Source organism: Kitasatospora sp. NPDC058965 (assembly GCF_042741245.1).
Taxonomy (GTDB): Bacteria; Actinomycetota; Actinomycetes; order Streptomycetales; family Streptomycetaceae; genus Kitasatospora.
On record NZ_JBHYKG010000511.1, the window covers coordinates 1 to 3,542 of the forward strand.

2 protein-coding genes are annotated in these 3,542 nt (G+C 72.8%); both read right to left on the minus strand.

The window, feature by feature from the left end; translation table 11 throughout:
- Window positions 1–16 precede the first annotated feature (16 nt).
- Window positions 17–2,617, minus strand: coding sequence for a hypothetical protein (locus ACFW1A_RS39445; RefSeq protein ID WP_380418341.1), 2,601 nt, complete (start codon window positions 2,615–2,617; stop codon window positions 17–19).
- A gap of 174 nt (window positions 2,618–2,791) precedes the next feature.
- The gene (locus ACFW1A_RS39450; protein WP_380418343.1) at window positions 2,792–3,394 is read right to left on the minus strand and encodes a hypothetical protein; all 603 of its coding nucleotides are present in this window, start codon (window positions 3,392–3,394) and stop codon (window positions 2,792–2,794) included.
- Between the last annotated feature and the right edge of the window lie 148 nt (window positions 3,395–3,542).

Sequence of the window (3,542 nt, forward strand, 5' to 3'; positions counted from 1 at the left end):
CCGCCCGCCACCGTGATCAGTTGCCGCCGGAGCCGCGGCGGACCCGCTGCAGCAGCCGGCCGCCGGCGGCCGTGCCGCCGAGCAGCAGCGCGGCCGGGCCACCGACCAGCAGCACACCGCCGCTGATCAGCACCGCGGGCAGCAGCACCCGGGCCACGCCGGCCCGGTCCGGCGCGGGTGCGCCGGCCGCGATCGGGGCCACCGCGGGGGCGGCGCTCGGGTTCGCGCCGGTGCTGGGCCTGGTGCCGGGGGTCGCGGTGGCGCCCGGGGCCGGGGCGCCCCCGGTCCCGGTGTCGGTCCCCGGGTTGCCGCCGGTTCCGGTGCCGTCCGCACCGGTCCCGGAGCCGCTGTCGGCGACGGGCGCGGCGACGGTGCCGGAGCCGCTCCGGGTGGTGGACCCGCCGCCGTCGCCGGTGGCGGGCTGGGCGGCCGGCTTCTGGTTGCCGGGCAGCAGACCGTCCTGGGCCACCACGTGGGTCAGGGCGTCACTGGCGAGCTGGCGCTGGTAGTCCGACAGGTCGGCGAAGCCGACCGGGAGTTGGCCCGGGTCGCGGCCGTAGCGCTGGCCGCCGCCGAGCGAGACCACCTGCTGGAAGAACGCGCCGATCGCCGTGGTCCGGTTGCCCAGGCCGCTGGTGGGCACCATCGCGTACTCCACGGTGCTCAGCGGATAGGCCTTCGGGTCCTTGGCGAAGTCCGAACCGGGGGTGGTGTAGGGCAGCTGCTGGGTGTAGGTCTGCAGGTCCAGCGGCATGTCGTCGACCGTGTGACGGAACGCGTCCGCCGAGGGGCTCACGAACGAGCCGGCCGGGTTGAGCAGTTGGGCCTCCGGCAGGCTGTACGCCTCGGCCCGGCCGCTGTCCACGATCGCCAGCACCTGGCGCCGGCCGACCTGGAGGGCGTCGCACTTGGCGTGGTTGCCGGTGTTGTCGGCGTCCGGGAACTGGCAGGTGGGCTTGTCCGAGAGGAAGGCCCGGACGGCGTCGTCCATGGTGCCCAGCACCGGGTTCCACTCGTAGCTCTTCTCGTGCCGGTCGACGGTGACCGGGTTGCCCTGCTGGTCCGTCCCCGGGTGCGCGTTGCCGGTGCTGTCCTGCGGGATCACCTGGTCGACCGGGTAGCCGGAGAAGGTGGGCTGCAGGTAGTGCGGGTCCACGTGCATGCCCCACTCGTCCGGGCGTCCCTGGAGGAAGCCGGCGGCCTGCGGATCGGCCGCGATCCACCCGGTCAGCTGGTGCACCAGGTCGGTGGTGCCGCCGTACATGATCGGCAGCATGTCCGGCTCGCCGAGGTTGCAGTCGGGCCACTTGAGCGGGGCGATCTGGCTCGGCGGGTTGAGCTGGAGGAACTCCGGGTCGGTGAAGAGGCAGGTCGGGTTGCCGGCCACGGACTGCGGCTCGGTGCCGGGCGCGTAGATCGCGTAGGACTGGGTGAGCTCCTTGGCCAGCAGCCGGGCGTTCAGCCGCAGGGTGCGGATCTGCTGGCCGTTGCTCGGGTCGTCCACCAGGTAGACCACCGAGATCCCGCTGTCGGCCAACGGCACGTAGACGTAGGGGCGCGGCGCGGCGCCGCGGTCCGGCAGCGCGGTCAGGGCGACGTCCGCCCCGCGGCTCTGCAGGAAGGCCGAGCGGGCCTGCGGCTCACCGAGTTCGGTGTAGCCCACGTACGCCTTGTTGTCGGTCGCCAGGCAGGCGCCGGCCCGCCACTGCTGCAGCGCCCGGGAGCCCATCGGCAGCCCGGCCATGGTGAAGTCGTAGGCGCCGCCCGCGCAGCTGCTCGCGGTCTGGGCGAAGGTCAGCGGGACCACCACCCGGTTGGCCCAGGAGCAGATCTCACCGTGGGTCTGCTTGCCCAGCAGCGTGTCCTTGTTGTAGACGGAGTCGGTCGACTCCAGGAAGCCGCCGCGGTCGAAGGCGTGGCTCTCGCAGTGCGGGGTCTCGTCCCGCTTGCGGACCCCGGTCAGGCCCAGGGCGTCGCCGCCCCAGTTGGGTTCCACCACGATCGAGCAGTCGTGGGTCGCGTCGCAGCCCAGGGTCGGGCTCTGCTGCGAGGTCCACACCTCGATGTCCACGCCGCCGTTGCCGTTCTGGTCGGTCACGGCGATCTGCATGTCGGACGGGAAGTCCGGCACGTTGGTGCCCTGGCCCGCGGCGCGCTGGTTGAAGCCGTCGCCCGGCGAGTTGTAGAGCGAGGAGCCGTAGCAGTCGGTGATCTTCGGGTCCTTGCCGCGGCACTGGTAGACCCGCACCGGGTACGAGACGCCGGCGTCCCGGGGGGCCACCGTGCCCGCCTGCTGGCCGTTGCTCACCAGGACGCTGGACGGGAACCCGGTCCAGGAGACGTGCACCACCTGGTTGCCCAGAGTGGTGGCCGGGGCCACCGACACCGAGCCGGTGGGGGTGTACTGGTTGGTCGCCGGGCTCCAGACGTTGACCCCGGTGACGGTCTCCGTGCCGTTCTTGACCACCGGCGGGTCGGCGGCGTTCGCCACCGGGACGGTCCCGGCGCTCAGCGGCAGCACCGCGAACCCGGCCGTCACCGCCCACGCCAGCACGCAGGCCGTCCAGGCGCGGGTCCACCACCCCAGGTCCTCGGGGCCACGGACACGGACTCTCATGAGCGATACCTCCGGCGGTGCGGTCGGCCTTCGGGCGGGCATGCGAATGGGCCCACGGATACCCGTGAGCCCATTCAGCCCGCGATACATGACAGTTGACGATGATTCAGATGTACGAGGCCCCAACCGGGCCCCGACTGCCGGAATCGCGCGGTACCGCGCCGTACGGGGGGATCAGCCGGCCGGGGTGTAGGTCAGGACGGCGGTGCCGACGTTCGCGTGAGCGGTGAAGAAGGTGGTGTTCAGGGTGGTGTCGGCGTAGGCCGCGCCCTGGGTGTCCAGCGCGAGGAAGGCCGAGTTGAGGGTCTGGGTGCCGGTGGTGGCGTCCTTGGTCACGGTGACGCGGACGGTGTCCAGCAGCTTGACCGGGGTGGTCTGGCCCAGCGGGGTGCCCTCGACCGCGTAGTGGCTCGCGTCGAAGGTCAGGTTCGTGAAGACCACGGTGGCGCCGGTGTTGATGTTCACCAGCAGCAGGCCGCCGCCGAGCTGCACGCTGCCGTTGAAGGCCGCCAGGTCCGCCGTACCGCCGGTCACCGGGAAGGTCGCGTTGAAGCCGGTGGTGGCGCTGTAGCCCGGGGTGGCGGTGGGCAGCGCGAGGGCGACGATGCCCGCGTTCGCCGCGTTCTGCAGGAACGTGGTGCTCTCGTTGACGACCAGGTTGCCGGCGGGGGCGGTGGTGGTCGTGGCGGTGTCGGCGAGCGCGGAGCTGCTCAGGCCGGTGACGGCCAGGGCGGCGGCGGCGACGGTGACGGCGAGGCGGACGGTGCGGCGAGCCATGATGATCTCCTTCGTGCACGGCGGTGGGCATTGAGCGGGCCGGGGGGGCGGGGGGGGGGGGCCCGCGGCGCCGGGGGGGGGGGGGGGGGGCGGAAGCGGTTAGAAAAACTAAACAACCCACCGCACGGGGGGGGGAGATAGAAGGTGG